Consider the following 15,481-nt stretch of genomic DNA (forward strand, 5'->3'; position numbering starts at 1 on the left):
ATTTGCGTAACGCGCCCTTTATTCATCGGGTTCCCTCCTAGCTTTCTTTTAATTAGCCAGCTTTCTAAGAGAAGTTGGCTTTTAATTTTTTATTAGTTTAGCTTACGCGACTCTTTTGAAAGAGCCGCTTCCGCTTTTTATTGAATCTAGCTCCGGCGGTTAGAAGGGTCGGTGGCTTCGCTTTTTCCTACGAGGCACAAATCGCCTCTACGTCAAAAGCTCCATCTCCCTCTCATTCTGAACGAACCGCCTACGCTTTTTAATACTATTCTAACGCTGCTGCTCCACCAACGATTTCCGTAATTTCTTGCGTAATCGCTGCCTGACGCGCACGGTTGAATGAAAGTGTAAGTGAATCGATAACTTCCATTGCGTTGTCTGTAGCACTCTTCATTGCTGTCATACGCGCTGCGTGCTCACTTGCTTTACCATCTAGTAATGCACCGTACACTAGGCTTTCTGCGTATTGTGGCAATAGTACTTTTAAAATCTCTTCTTCAGAAGGTTCGAATTCATAAGCTGTCGTCGGTTTATCAGACGCCACATCAGTAAGCGGTAAAATTTTATTTTCCGTTACTTCTTGTGAAATTTTACTTACGTAATGGTTGTAGTAAATATACAGCTCATCATAAGCACCATCTGCAAACATCGCAATTGCTCGAGAAGCAAGATCTTTAATATCAGTAAATGATGGGTGGTCAGATAATCCAACTACTTCATCAATGATGTTAAAGCCGCGACGTTTTAAATAATCACGTCCTAGTCGTCCAAGCACAATAATTGAATATTGGTTTGAATCCATATTATGACGTTCACGAATTACGTTACTCACTGTACGTAATACGTTACTGTTATAACCACCTGCTAGTCCGCGATCAGATGTAATAACGATGTATCCTGTACGCTTTACAGGACGCGCATTTAGCATCGGATGATTAATTCCTTTACTTCCTTGCGCAATGCTCGCTACTACTTCTTGAATCTTTTCCATATACGGAACGAAAGATTTAGCATTTTGTTCTGCACGGTTTAACTTAGATGCAGATACCATCTCCATCGCTTTCGTAATTTGACTCGTTTTCTTTGTCGAGGTAATCTTCGCTTTTATATCGCGTAAAGATGCCACAGGTTTTCACCACCTTTTTTCCGGAAGTTGGCACGATTAGTAAGAATCCTCTTCCTAATCTACGTTGCAAGATATTCTTGCTCATGATTGAAGGAAAAGAATAGGTGCACCTACTCTTTTCCTTTACATAACCGTCAGCAATCTCAAAGATTGAGATGCCTATATATATTATTATCTAGCTCCAGCGGCTTGAATGTTCGGTGGCTTCACTTCTTCCCCCTCACATTCAGGACGAGCCGCTTCCGCTTTTATTACTCAGAAGCTACGAATACTTTTTTAAATCCGTTAATTGCTGCTGCAAATTTGTCGTCATCCGCAAGTTTCTTAGTTGTGCGGATTTCTTCTAATAAGTCAGTCGCATTAGAATCTAACCAAGCATGGAATTCTTCTTCGAAACGAGTGATATCTACTACTGGGATATCATCTAGGAATCCACGTGTTAAAGCGTAAAGAATGATAACTTGTTTCTCTACACGTAACGGTTTGTGTAATCCTTGTTTTAATACCTCAACAGTACGAGCACCACGGTTTAGTTTCGCTTGAGTTGCTTTATCAAGGTCAGAGCCGAACTGAGCGAACGCTTCTAACTCACGGTAAGATGCAAGGTCAAGACGAAGTGTACCTGATACTTTACTCATTGCTTTAATCTGAGCAGATCCACCAACACGAGATACAGAAGTACCCGCATCGATCGCTGGACGTACGCCAGAGAAGAATAGGTCAGATTGTAAGAAGATTTGTCCATCCGTAATAGAAATTACGTTTGTTGGGATGTAAGCTGATACGTCCCCTGCTTGTGTTTCGATGAAAGGTAGTGCAGTTAAAGAACCGCCGCCTCTTGCATCACTTAATTTTGCTGCACGCTCTAATAAGCGAGAATGTAAGTAGAATACATCCCCTGGATAAGCTTCACGACCTGGAGGACGACGTAATAGTAATGACAGCTCACGGTAAGCCGCTGCTTGTTTTGATAAGTCATCATATACTACTAATACGTGTTTACCATTGTACATGAACTCTTCACCCATTGTTACACCAGCATAAGGAGCTAAGTATAATAATGGAGCTGGTTGAGAAGCAGATGCAGTTACAACGATTGTGTACTCTAATGCACCGTGCTTACGTAGTGTTTCTACTACGTTACGTACAGTTGATTCTTTTTGTCCGATAGCTACATAGATACAAATCATATCTTCATCTTTTTGGTTAATGATTGTATCAAGTGCAACTGCTGTTTTACCAGTTTGACGGTCACCGATGATTAACTCACGTTGACCACGGCCAATTGGTACAAGAGCATCGATCGCTTTAATACCTGTTTGAAGTGGCTCATGAACAGATTTACGATCCATTACACCTGGTGCTGGACTTTCGATTGGACGAGTGTTTGTTGTATTGATTGGGCCTAAACCATCAACTGGTTGACCTAATGGGTTTACAACACGACCAATTAGTTCTTTTCCTACTGGTACTTGCATGATGCGACCAGTACGACGAACTTCGTCACCTTCACGGATTTCTGTGTAAGGTCCTAAAATGATAATACCTACGTTGTTTTCCTCTAAGTTTTGTGCTAGTCCCATAACGCCGTTAGAGAACTCTACAAGTTCACCAGCCATAACGTTATCAAGACCATGAGCACGCGCAATACCGTCACCAACTTGGATAACTGTACCAACATCACTAACTTCGATTTCAGACTGATAGTTCTCGATTTGTTGCTTTATCAGTGCGCTAATTTCTTCAGCTCTGATGCTCATGTGCTTCACCCCTATCTATTCTTCATTAATTCACGCTGAATACGTGCTAATTTTCCTTGTAAACTTCCGTCATAAATGCGATTTCCAATACGTACTTTAATTCCGCCTAGTAAATCTTCATCTACAACATTTTTCACGCGAATTGCATCTTTTCCCGTTCTCTTTGCAAATGCTTCTGCAATGTTAAGCTTCTCTTCTTCAGATAGAAGACGAATAGAATATACAGTTGCATCCGCTACGTTACGTTCTTCATTAGCAAGAACAACATATTCATCTGCAATTTCAGGTAAGATATCAATACGCTTGTTATCAATTAAAATATATAACGTATTTAAAATTGATTCAGAAACAGATCCGAATACGTTTGCAAGAAACGTTTTCTTCTGCTCTTTTGAAATGTTTGGTTGCGTTAAAAAGCTATGTAGTTCCCCGTTCTTTACATAAACGTTTTGTACAAGGCGTAATTCTTCTTCAAACATTTCTAATACGTGTTTTTCTTTTGCAATTTTAAAAAGAGCGACAGCATAACGTTTTGCTACAATCCCATTGCTCATCGCGCTTCTCCTACTTCTTTAATATAATCGCGAATTAACTTAACTTGATCTTCTTCTTTTAATTCTTTTTCAATTACTTTAGAAGCAATTTGAACAGATAAAGAAGCGACTTGTTCTTGTAAAGCAGCAATTGCTTGCTCTTTTTCGCGTTGAATTTCTTGTACAGCAGATGCTTTAATTGATTCTGCTTCTTCTTTCGCAGCAGCAACAATCACATCTTTTTGATCTACAGCTTGTTTTTTCGCTCTTTCGATTAACTCTTGTGCTTCAACACGCGATTGTTTTAACATTTCACGTTGTTCTTCTACTAACTTCTTCGCTTCAGCGTTACTTCTTTCTGCAGCGTCGATTTCATTAGTAACATGCTCTTCACGTTCTTTCATAATTCCCATTAAAGGACCCCACGCAAATTTGCGTAGCATTACTAATAGAATTAAGAAAATGAACAATGTATAAGCAATCGTTCCAAATGGAATGGCAGCTCCTAATAATAAAGTTGGCACAAGGATTCACTCCCTTCAAAATATCTAAATTGATCATATGAAAAAAAAAGACATACGTTTCGTTCATAAAGCAATGGCGAAGAAAGTTCGGAAAAACACTCTTCGCCATCTATGTAAGGGGAGTCTCCCTTATTTGTTCATTACGATGAATGCAATAACTACACCGATGATTGGAAGTGCCTCAACTAAAGCAACCCCGATGAACATAATTGTTTGAAGTGCGCCTTTTAATTCTGGTTGACGAGCAACACCTTCGATTGTACGTGATACGATAAGACCGTTACCAATACCTGCACCTAATGCTGATAAACCAATTGCAATTGCAGCTGCGATTACACCTAAACTCATTTAATTTGTCCTCCTTTGTATTATAAAAAAATAAATTTTTTCTTACTTAAATTATATTAATGGTCATGACTTACTTTATGAGCCATATAAACCATCGTTAACATAACGAAAATAAATGCTTGGATTGATCCAACGAATACACTGAATCCCATCCATGCTAACATCGGTACAAGCGCACCTAATGCTCCAAGGAATGATGCCCCGCCTAACTTAGCAAGTAATCCTAATAAGATCTCACCTGCATAAATGTTACCGAATAAACGAAGACCTAACGTTAATGTGTTAGCAAACTCTTCAATAACCTTTAATGGGAATAAGAATTTCATAGGTTGGAAATAACCTTTAATATACTCTTTCGTACCCTTCATCTTAATTCCATAATAATGGGTGAGGGTAACTACCATCACGGCTAATGTTAATGTAACTGCTGGATCAGACGTTGGTGACCTCCACCATGCAATATGTTCGCCAGCTTCAGTTGCTGAATACATGAATGGTAAACCAAGGAAGTTCGATACGATGATAAACATGATAAGCGTAACGCCAAGCGTTAAGAAACGTCCACCTGTTTTCCAGTCCATCGTACTATTGATAATCCCTTTCACGAAGTCAAACACCCATTCCATGAAGTTTTGCATCCCGGTTGGGCGAAGGGCTAAGCTGCGAGTTCCGATAACAGCGATTAAGAAAACAATAACTGCTGCTACAGTAACCATCATAACTGATGACAAATCGAACGTTAAACCTAGAAATTTAACTAATTTACCGTGTTCCACTAGTAATTCACCTCTCTTCCCTGCTCTTATACTCTAAATAAAGAAAATCTATGATCATGACAAGGTATCCTGTCAGCAATCCTACACCTAAGCCCCACATCGCAATTAACTCTTGATATTTGGCTGCAAATAAAATTAATAACCCAATCGTGGCGAATCTTGAATATGTACTTACAGCTGTCGCCTTAAACTTCACGTTTTCTCCATTTGTTACGCGATCTAACAGCTTGTCTGTTCTACGTGCAATGATGCGCAAACTAAGAAAACTGAAAATCGTTCCGATAATCAGCCCAAGAAATACATCCTTGTAAGAGGTAAATCCCCATCCTAGCACTAGAAGCGCAAGCAAGTAGTACATATATTTCTTTTGTCTTTGGACAAGTCCATGTACGTCTATCATCATTGCTCTCCCGAATAGTAATGTCGAATGAGTCGAATCATTGCGTATACCCCTGTTCCTAACCCGAGTAATAACCCTATAATAAGAAACAATGGAAACGTTCCAACCTTATTATCAATCCACTGCCCACCAAAGATTCCAACAAGTATAGAACCGACTAATTGAGCAAGAATTCCTGACATTAAAGCATATGCTTTTATATGGCTGCGATCGTTTTTTTGCAAGGATTCATCCCTCCAATATGTAACCCTCATTCACGATGTGTTAATAATAACTCATTTTTTTGCATAAATCCTATACAAAACAAAAAGTTTACATTTTCGTCACGGAATAGATGTATTTTTGTCACTGAAAGCCCTACCATCTATCCCCGTTGTTAGCATACAATAGGGTATTAACAGTGTCAACGAGAAATCGTAAAAAATCTAAAAATTTGAGTATTAGGCATTTCCTCCCAAAAATGAAAACGTTCCCCTTCTAAATACTGGTTACATATATGCAATTTCTAACAGTTTTCTCTTTATAATAGAAGGAAATGTTCACAAGTTTGTCACTATTATATTTTCGAGATATAACGCTTTTCTTCCATAATATAGTGTTCCTCAGACGTAAGACTTCTATATTATATGTGATGTGTATGCAACTTATGTTGTATATACGATGTATATTTATCCTCTCCCCTCCCCTACTTGCTTACAGCAAAAAAAAACGAGCAGGGGAATCTCCCCTGCTCGTCAGTTGTCTTACTTCGTTCCGAATAAACGGTCACCAGCATCACCAAGACCTGGTACTACATATCCGTGGTCATTTAATTTCTCATCTAATGCTGCTACATAAATATCAACATCGGGATGTTCTTCTTGTACTACTTTTACCCCTTCTGGAGCTGCAACGATACACATTAATTTAATTTGTTTCGCACCGCGCTTTTTCAGAGAGTTAATTGCTTCAGCCGCAGAACCACCTGTTGCTAGCATCGGATCTAGTACGATAAAGTCACGCTCTTCTACATCCGTTGGAAGTTTCACATAGTATTCTACCGGTTGCAATGTTTTAGGGTCACGGTATAAACCAACGTGTCCTACTTTTGCTGCTGGAATTAATTTCAGAATTCCATCAACCATTCCTAAACCTGCACGTAAAATCGGAATTAAACCAAGTTTTTTACCAGCGATCACTTTTGTTGTCGCTTTGCTTACAGGCGTTTCAATTTCAATATCCTTAAGCGGAAGGTCGCGAGTAATTTCGAAAGCCATTAAGCTTGCTACTTCGTCCACTAATTCACGAAAATCTTTCGTACCTGTATTCTTATCGCGAATATATGTAATCTTATGTTGAATTAACGGGTGATCAAATACATACAGTTTTCCCATGTGAATCTCTCCTTTAGATGATATTCATGCGTTTGCACGCTTTTTTACACTATTTACGATTGTAAAGAAAACGCTACTAATATTCAAGGGCAAATTTGGCAAAATCATGATTTTACGATGAATCTATCTAGTATCTTTACCAATTATGGGAGCTGTATCCTTCATTATATCGCCAAAATTTATTCATCATTTGTATACATACTTTAAAAATAATATATGTCCACAAAAAAGACTGCCAAAACAATTACGTTTCAGCAGTCTTCTTCAATCTATTATAGATTTGGATACATTGAGAATTTGCTCGTTAACGCTTCTACACGCTTACGTGCTTCTTCTAATGCAGCTTCATTTTCATGATTTTTTAATGTATAAGCAATAAGTGACGCAATTTCATCCATTTCTTCTAAACCGAAACCACGAGATGTTACAGCTGCTGTACCAATACGTACACCACTTGTTACAAATGGGCTTGCTGTTTCAAATGGAATTGTATTTTTGTTCACTGTAATACCAACTTCATCTAATACGTGCTCTGCTACTTTACCTGTGATTTCTAGGTTACGAACATCAATCAAGATTAAGTGATTGTCTGTTCCGCCAGAAACAAGTGTAAGTCCTTCTTTTTGAAGACCTTCAGCTAAGCGGTTCGCATTGTTAATGATATTTTGTGCATACGTTTTGAAATCCTCTTGAAGTGTCTCACCAAACGCAACAGCTTTTGCAGCGATTACGTGCATAAGTGGACCACCTTGAATACCAGGGAAGATTGATTTATCAATTTGTTTTGCAAACTTCTCTTCACATAAAATCATACCACCGCGCGGACCACGTAACGTTTTATGTGTTGTCGTTGTAACGAAATGTGCATGTGGTACTGGATTTGGATGTAAGCCAGCAGCTACTAAACCAGCGATATGTGCCATATCCACCATTAAGTATGCACCCACTTCATCTGCAATCTCACGGAATCGTTTGAAATCGATAACACGAGGGTATGCACTTGCACCTGCAACGATTAATTTTGGTTTATGTTCTTTCGCTTTTGCTAATACATCATCGTAATTAATACGGTGAGAGTCAGCATCCACGCCATATTCTACGAAATTATATTGTACTCCACTGAAGTTAACAGGGCTTCCGTGTGTTAAGTGACCACCATGAGATAAATTCATACCAAGTACTGTATCGCCTTGCTCTAAAATTGTGAAGTATACTGCCATGTTCGCTTGTGCACCAGAGTGTGGTTGAACGTTTACGTGCTCTGCGCCAAAAATTTCTTTTACGCGATCACGTGCGATATCTTCTACTACGTCTACGTGTTCACAGCCACCATAGTAACGTTTTCCAGGATATCCTTCAGCATACTTATTTGTTAAAACAGAACCTTGCGCCTCCATTACCGCTTCACTTACAAAGTTTTCCGAAGCAATTAACTCAATCTTTGAACGCTGTCTTCCTAGTTCTGCCTCAATTGCAGCAAATACCTTTTCATCTTGACGTTTTAAATGATCCACCAAAATCCCCCTTTTCTGAACGAATTACATCGATTCCCAACAGTTTTTTCTCATTTATTCAGAAAAAACGAAAATTCAGGTTGTAATTCTTTCGAACCTTCATGTTTTCAACTACATTCTAACATGACTTTCTATATCATAAAAGAAAAAAAAGACCGAAAATCGGTCTTTTCTTTCTTCTACTATAAAGTCAGACAACATACCTTTTATCTTATGATAAACAGCTACTATATGACTTCCTAATTTCTCATATTTAACGGCAAGTGGTAGTCTCTTCCGTCACCGCGTAAACAGCACGTGCTCCACCAATTAGTTTTCCACGTGTTTTGGCCATCGTTACATGCGCACTTCCAATTGCCTTCACACTTGTACGAACCGGAACAGCTACATGTTTTAAATGCATACCAATAAATGTATCACCAATATCCATTCCTGCATCTGCTTTAATAAACTCAACTACTACCGGATCTTTCAAATTGTGATACGCATATGTCCCCAATGCACCACCTGCTGATCTAACAGGCGTAACTGTTACAATTTCAAATTGATATTTTATCGCTACTTCTCTCTCAACTACTAAAGCACGGTTTAAATGCTCACAACATTGAAACGCTAATTCAATACCTGTTCGCTCTTGAAATTGTTTTAACTCAGAAAAAATCGCCTCTGCTACTTCCATCGTTCCTGATGTTCCAATTCTTTCGCCTAGCACTTCGCTCGTGCTACAACCCACTACAAAAATTTGACCGCTTTGTAATGAAGCTTGTTCTTGGAAATCAGAAAGCGACATTTGTAGCTGTTCTCTTACTTTTACGATTTCTGTCATTACGCCTCTTCCTTTCACAGGTTGGTTCACCAAATTATATTTCACACTACTAATAGTTAGAATCTATTACTTTGTTTCGTATGTTTTAATTTTTCCTACGCGGTTTTCGTGACGACCACCTTCATAGTCAGTTGTTAACCAGATTTTTGCGATATCACGCGCTAGACCAGCACCAATTACACGCTCGCCCATTGCTAGCATGTTAGTGTCATTATGCTCTCTCGTTGCTTTCGCACTGAAAGTATCATGAACTAACGCACAACGGATACCATTTACTTTGTTTGCTGCGATTGACATACCAATGCCTGTCCCACAAACTAAAATACCACGATCTACTTCACCGTTCGCTACCATTTCAGCTGCCGGAAACGCAAAGTCAGGGTAATCAACAGAACCAGCTTCACATTCACAACCTAAATCAATATATTCAATATTTAACTCTTCTAATAAACTTACAAGTTCTTTGCGGATATTCATACCGCCGTGATCAGATGCTATTACTACTTTCATTTTTACCCCTCCAAAGTTTCAATCAATTATCTTCATTTCACACTCGCTACCTCAATAGGACGAAGTGATCTCCAATATCGTATTATACACGAAACATCAACCTACTGAATGTTTTTTCAGTAAAGTTTGTACAAGTTTTTCCATCTCATCTAACGTTTTTTTATAAATAGAAAGCGAGCCTCCAAATGGATCTGAAATGTCCTTACCTATACCTTCAGTTAATCCATATAACGTATTCAATTTCTTTTCAACACTCGGATAATGCCCAAGTACAATGTGTTTATGATTTTCTGTCATCGTTACGACAATATCAGCCCAATCAAGCAAAGTTTCGTTTACTTGCTGCGCGGCATGATTAATTGAAATCCCTTTTTCAGCTAAAGCTTCCTTCGCATATACCGATGCATCGCTCCCAGGATAGGCGAAAACACCGGCAGATTGCACTTCAAACCTATCTCCTCCGTGATGACGAAGCAACGCCTCAGCCATCGGACTACGACATGTATTGCCAGTACAAACAAATAACACTCGTTTCATCCAACCCCACCCCTATATTCGATTTCTTACCACTCATCATAACTTACATTAGAATAGAACAAAAGAAATGTGAATATACAAAAAGCGCAGTTCTCTTATATTTTTTCTAAGAAAAATGCGCCTTATCCACATATATGTGAAACCCTATTTCCAAGTGCCCAGAGTATTTTAACATACCTACTGAATATGCAACAAAAATAAGGAATCCATTTCATACGAAACGGATTCCTCTTATACAGCAATTATTTCATTGTAACTTTCATTACTTCTGTTGAACCTTTTGTAGCTGTTACGCCTACAGTTGTCTTAATAGACTCAGCTGCATCTGTGTTTGTAATAACGATTGGAGTAATTGTGCTTTTCGCTTTTTCACGGATTAATTCTAAGTCGAATGAGATTAATTTATCTCCAGCTTTTACAGCTTGGCCTTCAGAAACGTGAGCTTCGAAACCTTCGCCTTCCATTTTTACAGTTTCTAATCCAACGTGGATTAAAATTTCTGTGCCGTTTTTCGCTTTAATTCCGATAGCATGTTTTGTGTGGAATAATTGTACGATTTCACCATCAACTGGAGATACAACTACACCTTCAGTAGGATCGATTGCAACACCGTCACCCATCATACGACCAGCGAATACTGGATCTGGTACTTCTTCAATATTTTTCACTGCTCCAGTTAATGGAGCTACGATTGTTTCTTCATTTGTTTTTGAACCAAGACCAAATAATTTTTTAAACATAGGATAGTCCTCCTTATAATTTACCTAAAAGTTTATAGGGCAATCCCTAGTAAAGCTCGGGATACATGTAAGACTTCATACTTCGAATATTATACTGTAAAAACGCTTTCGAAATAAATTACGTCATTACTAATAGACTCTTATTGTAGCGCTTCACAAAATTCCAGTCAATTCTGATTGTCTGAATAACAATAAGAAGTTAACTTCTATTTATATTTTCTCTTTTTTTGCCCAACTTGTCTAGAGGTCTTTACTACATTTTGTTTTTTGTTGTTAATTTGTAAAATTTAATTCAAACTTTTTTCAAAATCCGCTTGACTAAAGTAAGTAACTATTTTATCATTACTTACATAAGGTAAGTTAATAACTTTTAGGGGGTTTTTAAAAATGATGGATTTCGGTCTTCTTATTATTCGTCTTATTATAGGAATTACATTCATGGGTCATGGTGCTCAAAAATTATTTGGTTGGTTCGGCGGTTACGGTTTAAAAGGAACAGGTGGCTGGATGGAATCAATCGGTTTACGTCCTGGTGTATTTATGGCATTTATGGCTGGTGCAACTGAATTACTAGGTGGTTTCTTATTCGCATCAGGTATTTTCATTATAGTTGGCTCATTATTTATCGTTGGAACAATGTTAATGGCTATCTTCACTGTTCACGGGAAAAATGGTTACTGGGTGACACAAAACGGATATGAATATAATTTAATGTTAATCGCTGTTGCTGTTGGTGTAGCTTTAATCGGACCTGGCGCATACGTTTTACTTTAATTTTCATCTCAATCTTGAGATTCTTGAAAAAGAACTTACTTCATTACAATTGAAGTAAGTTCTTTTTATGAAACAAAATATTATTTCCAGCAGGATTTTCTCACCGATATCTTGTAAACAAACAATAAGTATTCATATTTAGAAAGGGGATTACAAGCATGTTATCCATTAATCCAAATGAACAAACTGAAAAAGATAATTACAAATTACTTACTGGAAGTATCATCCCTCGCCCTGTCGCATTCGTTACTTCTGTAACAAAAGACGGTGTATTAAACGGCGCACCATATAGTTATTTCAATATTGTCGCTGCTAATCCACCACTTATCTCTGTTTCTGTACAACGAAAAGCCGGAGAAAGAAAGGACACTTCCCGAAACGCAATTGAAAAAGGTGAATTTGTCGTACATATTTCTGACGAATCATATGTAGCAGCAATTAACGAAACAGCAGCTAATCTCCCGCCAAATGAAAGTGAAATTGAACTAGCAAAACTAACACCAATTGAAAGTGAAGTCATCTCTGTTCCAGGTGTAAAAGAAGCAAATATTCGAATGGAATGTATATTAGAACGTGCAATTCCACTTGGTGGAACAGAAGACTCACCAGCTTGTGATCTACTAATTGGACGCGTCGTTCGTTTCCACGTTGCCGAGCATCTATATGAAAAAGGGCGCATTCACGCAGAAGGACTCAAACCAATAAGCCGCCTAGCAGGACACAACTATGCAAAATTAGGAGAACAATTTGAACTGGTTAGGCCAGTTTAAAAGCGGAAGCGGCTCGCTCAGAATGAGAGGGGGATGGAGCTTCTGACGTAGAGGCGCTTTTTGCCTCACAGGAAGACGCGAAGCCACCGACCATTCTAGCCGCTGGAACTGGATAATATCTAAAAGCGGAAGCGGCTCGCTCAGAATCGATTCCTGCCATCACTCAAACATAAAAATCCCCTGCTTTTTAGCAGGGGATTTTATCATTGTAATTCTTCCTTCTTTTCCTCTAAAGTAGGGAGTTTTTCTTTTTTCGGTTTCCCTAGCTTAATTACGAAGAAGTATAGGGAAAGCAGTGTAATAAGAAAAACAATTAAAAACGGGTACGGAGAGTAAAAAGCACGCGCCGCCTCAGTCTTTCCCGCAACAAATTTCAATGACTCAATATCTAAAAACTCAGCAAACATTTGTACACCGAGCATACTAAACCAAAAAACAAAAAAACTAATAATAATACCAAAAACTTGCTTCAATCTTGTCATTCATCTCATCCTTTCTATATGTGTAATTTTTTAGCGCAATCAATATAGTACAAACAAAACTATGCACAGAAAGGAGCTATCTTACTATTCGCGAATTAACTTAATCCAACCTAAAATTGCAATTTGCAAAATAATACCCCAAATTATAAGCCTTCTTAGCCATCGAGGAAAGAAGGTTAAAAACTTAACATACCATCCCAATAGCTTGTTCATAATTCCCTCCTACATAAAATTATATAGGAAAAAGGATATATAATCCAAATCCAACTAGAATGATGCCACCTACTATCTCGCCATATGTACCGAGCATATCTTTCGCATGTCTACCAATTAATAAACCAATCCACGCTAACAACATGCTAACAACTCCAAAAAGTAATATCGTAATGATTGTTTGTGCCCCATAAATACCAAGACTAAGCCCTACTGAGAAACTATCTATACTAACGCCAAATGCAAATACGAATAAGCTAATTCCAATAGGGACAGTTCTAGTCTCTCCATTTTGTAAAATGGTCGAATATACGATATAAAAACCTAGTCCGATTAATAAAATAGCACCCGCAAAATGTGCAATATCTCCATACTTCTCTGATAAAAAACGACCTAGTACCATCCCTATAAACGGCATAATAATATGAAATATCCCTATCGTCATACCAATATACAGGATTTGTCTTAACTTTAGGGGCATCATCCCCATACCAAGACTCACCGAGAACGCATCCATCCCTAAGGCGAATGCCATAATTATTAAAGGTATTAGCTGTTCAAACGTCATTCATGCCCCTCCTTGGACGTGCTACTTCACAATATGCTTATCCAAGGAGAAATATTCTGTTTGCTAACCTTACCTTATCATTCAATAATAATATGATGTCCTGCCGCTTTTGTTAAACGATTCATAATAGCATTTCCTATTCCTTCATTAGGGAACGACTCACTAAAAATAACATCCACTTCACTTGCATCAAATGTTCTAAGTACATCATATAATTTAGTCGCAACGCTAGCTAAGTCACTTCGAACACCACAAGACAATATAACATCTGCGTTATATACATGCTGATACTCTTCTGTCGTTAATACGCCTACTTTAAATCCTTCTTCCTTTTTCTCATCCACAAGTTGCTGAATAAACTCACGCGAGCCCTCAACAATACTAAGTGGTGCTTTCGGCGCATAATGTGTGTATTTCATTCCAGGTGATTTCGGTTTTTCCTTCTCATCCTTTAAAGCTGGATCTAAAGAAACGGTACCTATCACCGCTTCTAATTGTTCTTTCGTAATCCCACCTGGACGTAATATTGTTGGAACCGTGCTTGTACAATCAATTACAGTTGATTCAACGCCTACTCCAGTTGCACCACCATCAACAATACCTGCAATCTTCCCATTCAAATCTTCATATACGTGAGAAGCTAGTGTTGGACTTGGACGCCCTGAACGATTCGCACTTGGTGCCGCAACAGGTACATTCGCCTCTTCAATAAGAGCAAGTGCAACTGGATGATCAGGCATTCTTACCCCAACCGTATTAAGTCCCGCCGTCACCCTCTCTGAAATCCCTTCTTTTCTCGGCAAAATAATTGTTAATGGTCCTGGCCAAAAATGCGCCATTAACTTCTCTGCAACTGGTGGAATTTCTTTCACAATCCCATCTAACTGAGATTTTGTACCTATGTGGACAATGAGTGGATTATCACTCGGTCTTCCTTTCGCTTCGAAAATTTTCGCGATTGCTTCATCATCCATCGCATTTGCACCTAACCCATATACTGTTTCCGTAGGGAAAGCAACCGCCTCATTTTCTCTTAATAATTTTGCTGCTTCTTGTAACTGTGGATAATATTTTTTTCTTTCCACAACATTATCCACAACCCACATATTTGTATGCATTTTTTTCCACGTCCTTTTCTACCCTTAAATACTTGTCTATTTTTAGTTTACTATGAGATTTATCCAAAAGACAAACAAGGTTTATCCACAAAATGTGGATAAACCCAATTAATCCGTGGATAACTTTGTGAATAGCTGACAATTTAGTATTATTGCATTCTGCTCTTTTATATTTTTACAAAAATGTTCTAACTGTTGAATACCCTCTGGAACCTCATCCTTTTCTATAGTAAAAAAGTCAAAGAACTGAAAGATCGGTACAGATTGTGGATGGTTTGTTAGTAAGTACAATTGTTGAACACTTTTTTCTTTCATATACTGCAAAAACATTTCAAAAAAATATAAGAAAGTCTGTTTATCCACATGAGGTGTGAATAAACAAGAACGAATAAGTACATCTTCCCCACTTTGTTCATAACCAATTACAGCTCTTATTTCTTCCGCCTCTTCCAAAATCATAAATTGTGCGTATAACTCATTTATTTTATCATCTTTTTTATTAGCTTGTCCGAAAAAAGAATGTAATCTTTCCACATCTGCTTTCGTAGCAAAATACACTTTCTTCATAATAAATCCCTCCTCATTTTTA

General features: G+C 38.0%; 22 protein-coding genes. 2 read left to right on the forward strand and 20 right to left on the reverse strand.

Annotated features, from left to right (window positions below):
- Nucleotides 1–265 precede the first annotated feature (265 nt).
- The 15 genes from atpG to MR167_RS15055 all read right to left on the reverse strand — a co-directional run bounded on the left by atpG (nt 266) and on the right by MR167_RS15055 (nt 10,967).
- Nucleotides 266–1,126 (reverse strand): F0F1 ATP synthase subunit gamma, encoded by an 861-nt coding sequence (gene atpG, locus MR167_RS14985; RefSeq protein WP_000157703.1) that lies wholly within the window; start codon nt 1,124–1,126, stop codon nt 266–268.
- Nucleotides 1,127–1,377: 251 nt separating this feature from the next.
- Nucleotides 1,378–2,886: a F0F1 ATP synthase subunit alpha gene (gene atpA / locus MR167_RS14990; protein ID WP_000027521.1), complete on the reverse strand. Its 1,509-nt coding sequence runs from the start codon at nt 2,884–2,886 to the stop codon at nt 1,378–1,380.
- Between the two features lie 11 nt (nt 2,887–2,897).
- Entirely contained in the window at nt 2,898–3,440 is a 543-nt protein-coding gene (gene atpH, locus MR167_RS14995) for a F0F1 ATP synthase subunit delta (protein WP_000064682.1), read from the reverse strand.
- Nucleotides 3,437–3,943: a F0F1 ATP synthase subunit B gene (gene atpF / locus MR167_RS15000; protein WP_001142615.1), complete on the reverse strand. Its 507-nt coding sequence runs from the start codon at nt 3,941–3,943 to the stop codon at nt 3,437–3,439. Before atpF ends, atpH begins: the two co-directional genes overlap by 4 nt.
- Before the next feature lie 129 nt (nt 3,944–4,072).
- Nucleotides 4,073–4,291 carry a F0F1 ATP synthase subunit C gene (gene atpE / locus MR167_RS15005; protein ID WP_000052064.1) on the reverse strand — a complete coding sequence of 73 codons (219 nt, stop codon included), beginning with the start codon at nt 4,289–4,291 and terminating at the stop codon, nt 4,073–4,075.
- A 56-nt stretch (nt 4,292–4,347) separates the two neighbouring features.
- A complete protein-coding gene (atpB, locus tag MR167_RS15010) occupies nt 4,348–5,067 on the reverse strand; it encodes a F0F1 ATP synthase subunit A (RefSeq protein WP_106081693.1) in 720 nt (239 codons plus the stop codon).
- A 7-nt stretch (nt 5,068–5,074) separates the two neighbouring features.
- Complete coding sequence (locus tag MR167_RS15015) at nt 5,075–5,467, reverse strand: ATP synthase subunit I (RefSeq protein ID WP_000567600.1); 393 nt, start codon at nt 5,465–5,467, stop codon at nt 5,075–5,077.
- Complete coding sequence (locus MR167_RS15020; protein ID WP_001171223.1) at nt 5,467–5,691, reverse strand: AtpZ/AtpI family protein; 225 nt, start codon at nt 5,689–5,691, stop codon at nt 5,467–5,469. The genes MR167_RS15015 and MR167_RS15020 overlap by 1 nt, the downstream gene beginning before the upstream one ends.
- A gap of 26 nt (nt 5,692–5,717) precedes the next feature.
- The gene (locus MR167_RS15025; protein WP_000232961.1) at nt 5,718–5,831 is read right to left on the reverse strand and encodes a DUF4024 domain-containing protein; all 114 of its coding nucleotides are present in this window, start codon (nt 5,829–5,831) and stop codon (nt 5,718–5,720) included.
- A 379-nt stretch (nt 5,832–6,210) separates the two neighbouring features.
- The gene (gene upp, locus MR167_RS15030; RefSeq protein ID WP_000517539.1) at nt 6,211–6,840 is read right to left on the reverse strand and encodes a uracil phosphoribosyltransferase; all 630 of its coding nucleotides are present in this window, start codon (nt 6,838–6,840) and stop codon (nt 6,211–6,213) included.
- A gap of 272 nt (nt 6,841–7,112) precedes the next feature.
- On the reverse strand, nt 7,113–8,354 hold the full coding sequence (gene glyA, locus MR167_RS15035; protein ID WP_000349800.1) for a serine hydroxymethyltransferase: 1,242 nt from the start codon (nt 8,352–8,354) through the stop codon (nt 7,113–7,115).
- A gap of 253 nt (nt 8,355–8,607) precedes the next feature.
- On the reverse strand, nt 8,608–9,180 hold the full coding sequence (locus MR167_RS15040; protein WP_000136383.1) for a TIGR01440 family protein: 573 nt from the start codon (nt 9,178–9,180) through the stop codon (nt 8,608–8,610).
- Nucleotides 9,181–9,246: 66 nt separating this feature from the next.
- Nucleotides 9,247–9,690 (reverse strand): ribose 5-phosphate isomerase B, encoded by a 444-nt coding sequence (gene rpiB, locus MR167_RS15045; protein ID WP_000869542.1) that lies wholly within the window; start codon nt 9,688–9,690, stop codon nt 9,247–9,249.
- A gap of 96 nt (nt 9,691–9,786) precedes the next feature.
- The gene (locus tag MR167_RS15050; RefSeq protein WP_000832378.1) at nt 9,787–10,227 is read right to left on the reverse strand and encodes a low molecular weight protein arginine phosphatase; all 441 of its coding nucleotides are present in this window, start codon (nt 10,225–10,227) and stop codon (nt 9,787–9,789) included.
- 242 nt (nt 10,228–10,469) lie between these two features.
- Nucleotides 10,470–10,967: a PTS sugar transporter subunit IIA gene (locus tag MR167_RS15055; RefSeq protein WP_000473666.1), complete on the reverse strand. Its 498-nt coding sequence runs from the start codon at nt 10,965–10,967 to the stop codon at nt 10,470–10,472.
- 387 nt (nt 10,968–11,354) lie between these two features.
- On the opposite strand from MR167_RS15055, the gene MR167_RS15060 reads away from it, so the two are divergent.
- Both MR167_RS15060 and MR167_RS15065 read left to right on the forward strand, forming a co-directional pair.
- On the forward strand, nt 11,355–11,741 hold the full coding sequence (locus MR167_RS15060) for a DoxX family protein (RefSeq protein ID WP_000968613.1): 387 nt from the start codon (nt 11,355–11,357) through the stop codon (nt 11,739–11,741).
- A 158-nt stretch (nt 11,742–11,899) separates the two neighbouring features.
- A complete protein-coding gene (locus MR167_RS15065) occupies nt 11,900–12,511 on the forward strand; it encodes a flavin reductase family protein (RefSeq protein ID WP_000949048.1) in 612 nt (203 codons plus the stop codon).
- Between the two features lie 203 nt (nt 12,512–12,714).
- On the opposite strand, the gene MR167_RS15070 is transcribed toward MR167_RS15065, so the two are convergent.
- From MR167_RS15070 to MR167_RS15085, 5 genes are all read right to left on the reverse strand, one after another.
- The gene (locus MR167_RS15070; protein WP_000197471.1) at nt 12,715–12,993 is read right to left on the reverse strand and encodes a DUF3935 domain-containing protein; all 279 of its coding nucleotides are present in this window, start codon (nt 12,991–12,993) and stop codon (nt 12,715–12,717) included.
- A gap of 84 nt (nt 12,994–13,077) precedes the next feature.
- Complete coding sequence (locus MR167_RS32960) at nt 13,078–13,206, reverse strand: hypothetical protein (protein ID WP_001037654.1); 129 nt, start codon at nt 13,204–13,206, stop codon at nt 13,078–13,080.
- 19 nt (nt 13,207–13,225) lie between these two features.
- Nucleotides 13,226–13,774, reverse strand: coding sequence for a manganese efflux pump MntP (locus MR167_RS15075; RefSeq protein ID WP_242314915.1), 549 nt, complete (start codon nt 13,772–13,774; stop codon nt 13,226–13,228).
- A gap of 77 nt (nt 13,775–13,851) precedes the next feature.
- Entirely contained in the window at nt 13,852–14,892 is a 1,041-nt protein-coding gene (locus MR167_RS15080; protein ID WP_000557357.1) for an L-threonylcarbamoyladenylate synthase, read from the reverse strand.
- A gap of 108 nt (nt 14,893–15,000) precedes the next feature.
- Complete coding sequence (locus MR167_RS15085) at nt 15,001–15,459, reverse strand: GNAT family N-acetyltransferase (protein ID WP_000758437.1); 459 nt, start codon at nt 15,457–15,459, stop codon at nt 15,001–15,003.
- Between the last annotated feature and the right edge of the window lie 22 nt (nt 15,460–15,481).

It is taken from the genome of Bacillus cereus group sp. BfR-BA-01355 (genome assembly GCF_022663675.1).
Taxonomy (GTDB): domain Bacteria; phylum Bacillota; class Bacilli; order Bacillales; family Bacillaceae_G; genus Bacillus_A; species Bacillus_A thuringiensis_S.

Excerpts from the sequence above, each read along its gene's own strand:
- rpiB (WP_000869542.1), bottom strand. The coding sequence starts at position 9,690 with ATGAAAGTAGTAATAGCATCTGATCACGGCGGTATGAATATCCGCAAA.
- MR167_RS15050 (WP_000832378.1), bottom strand. The coding sequence starts at position 10,227 with ATGAAACGAGTGTTATTTGTTTGTACTGGCAATACATGTCGTAGTCCG.
- upp (WP_000517539.1), bottom strand. The coding sequence starts at position 6,840 with ATGGGAAAACTGTATGTATTTGATCACCCGTTAATTCAACATAAGATT.
- MR167_RS15055 (WP_000473666.1), bottom strand. The coding sequence starts at position 10,967 with ATGTTTAAAAAATTATTTGGTCTTGGTTCAAAAACAAATGAAGAAACA.
- MR167_RS15040 (WP_000136383.1), bottom strand. The coding sequence starts at position 9,180 with ATGACAGAAATCGTAAAAGTAAGAGAACAGCTACAAATGTCGCTTTCT.
- MR167_RS15080 (WP_000557357.1), bottom strand. The coding sequence starts at position 14,892 with ATGCATACAAATATGTGGGTTGTGGATAATGTTGTGGAAAGAAAAAAA.
- MR167_RS15015 (WP_000567600.1), bottom strand. The coding sequence starts at position 5,467 with ATGATAGACGTACATGGACTTGTCCAAAGACAAAAGAAATATATGTAC.
- atpE (WP_000052064.1), bottom strand. The coding sequence starts at position 4,291 with ATGAGTTTAGGTGTAATCGCAGCTGCAATTGCAATTGGTTTATCAGCA.
- MR167_RS15075 (WP_242314915.1), bottom strand. The coding sequence starts at position 13,774 with ATGACGTTTGAACAGCTAATACCTTTAATAATTATGGCATTCGCCTTA.
- atpA (WP_000027521.1), bottom strand. The coding sequence starts at position 2,886 with ATGAGCATCAGAGCTGAAGAAATTAGCGCACTGATAAAGCAACAAATC.
- MR167_RS15065 (WP_000949048.1), top strand. The coding sequence starts at position 11,900 with ATGTTATCCATTAATCCAAATGAACAAACTGAAAAAGATAATTACAAA.
- MR167_RS32960 (WP_001037654.1), bottom strand. The coding sequence starts at position 13,206 with ATGAACAAGCTATTGGGATGGTATGTTAAGTTTTTAACCTTCTTTCCT.
- MR167_RS15025 (WP_000232961.1), bottom strand. The coding sequence starts at position 5,831 with ATGGTAGGGCTTTCAGTGACAAAAATACATCTATTCCGTGACGAAAAT.
- MR167_RS15070 (WP_000197471.1), bottom strand. The coding sequence starts at position 12,993 with ATGACAAGATTGAAGCAAGTTTTTGGTATTATTATTAGTTTTTTTGTT.
- MR167_RS15060 (WP_000968613.1), top strand. The coding sequence starts at position 11,355 with ATGATGGATTTCGGTCTTCTTATTATTCGTCTTATTATAGGAATTACA.
- MR167_RS15085 (WP_000758437.1), bottom strand. The coding sequence starts at position 15,459 with ATGAAGAAAGTGTATTTTGCTACGAAAGCAGATGTGGAAAGATTACAT.
- atpH (WP_000064682.1), bottom strand. The coding sequence starts at position 3,440 with ATGAGCAATGGGATTGTAGCAAAACGTTATGCTGTCGCTCTTTTTAAA.